Raw genomic sequence first — 1359 nt, 5'->3', positions numbered from 1 at the left:
CTAGTACTGCAACGGTCTTTGCCGTGACTGGTGGTCAGGTTGGTCGTTGGTGGGTTATGGGTGGGGACCTTGCTGATGTCAGGTTGTGGGCGCGGGAACTGGAGGCTGTGCACGAGCGGTTCGTGCACCGGTTCAACCGGTCGGAGCCGAGGGAGTCGGCGCTGGCGTATATGCGGGGCCTGATTGCTCCGTTGCAGCGCAAGAACGGCTGGACCCTGGCGGAGGAGGCCGGTCATGCGGGCCCGGACCGCCTTCACCGGATGCTGAACCGGATCGGGTGGGACGCCGATGAGGTTCTCGACGACATACGGCGGTACGTGATCGACAACCTCGGTGACCGGGACGCGGTGCTCATCGTCGATGACACCGGTTTCCTGAAGAAGGGCACACGCTTGGCGGGGGTGCAGCGGCAGTACTCCGGCACGGCCGGGCGGACGGAGAACTGCCAGATCGGCGTCTTCCTTGCCTATGCGGCTCCGCTCGGGCGGACGCTGATCGACCGAAGGCTGTATCTGCCCACTTCCTGGACGGATGACCGGGAACGGTGCCGGCGGGCCGGCATCGGGGACGAGGTCGCCTTCGAGACGAAAGTGGCCATGGCCAAGGCGATGGTCCGCCGGGCCATCGCCGAGAAGATCCCGTTCGGGTGGGTGACCGCGGATGCCGCCTACGGCTTCAGTAAGGGCTGGCGCTTCGAACTGGAGCAGGCCGATGTCTTCCACGTCATGGCCACCACCCGGCACGACACGGTCGTCACCCGCAGGGCCCTCGACCACCCCGTCCACGCCCTGTTCCCCGGCCTGCCGCGGCAGAAGTGGAAACGCCGGTCCTGCGGCGAGGGGGCCCACGGCCGACGGATCTACGACTGGGCCCGCGTCGAGGTCAGGCCCTGGCACCGCAAGGACCGTCGGCACTGGGTTCTCGCCCGCCGCAGCGTCAGCAGGCCCGAGGAAATCTCCTACTACATCGCCTACTGCCCGGCCGGCACCACACTGGACGGGCTGATCCGCATCGCGGGCAGCCGCTGGGCGGTGGAGGAATGTTTCCAGACCGCGAAGCAGGAGTGCGGGCTGGACGACTACCAGGTCCGCCGCTACCCGGGCTGGCACCGCCACATGACGTTGGCCATGGCCGCACACGCCTGCCTGACCGTCCTGCGCGCCCGCCAACTCGACACCGATAAAGCAGAAACGGATCCTCCCAGCTCATCCACCTCAGCCTCGCCGAAATCAGACGCCTGATCACCCGCCTCACCGACCGTCGGCCCCCACCCGTCGACCACATCCTCAACTGGTCAACCTGGCGCCGCAGACGCCAGCACCAAGCCCGCATCAGCCACTACAAACGACGCGGACACAG

Annotated in this window: 1 protein-coding gene; it reads left to right on the top strand. The window is 67.3% G+C overall.

The genetic code is table 11. From position 1 onward, the window contains the following. Positions 1–56: 56 nt before the first annotated feature. Positions 57–1241 carry an IS701 family transposase gene (locus tag ACFU99_RS43845; RefSeq protein WP_384404401.1) on the top strand — a complete coding sequence of 395 codons (1185 nt, stop codon included), beginning with the start codon at positions 57–59 and terminating at the stop codon, positions 1239–1241. Positions 1242–1359: the final 118 nt, after the last annotated feature.

The organism is Streptomyces sp. NPDC057654 (assembly GCF_042800135.1).
Classification (GTDB): Bacteria; Actinomycetota; Actinomycetes; order Streptomycetales; family Streptomycetaceae; genus Streptomyces.
This window is presented reverse-complemented; position numbering and strand designations above follow the sequence as displayed.

Bases quoted from the DNA above. Each gene is read 5' to 3' on its own strand.
- ACFU99_RS43845 (WP_384404401.1), top strand. From the start codon at position 57: ATGGGTGGGGACCTTGCTGATGTCAGGTTGTGGGCGCGGGAACTGGAG.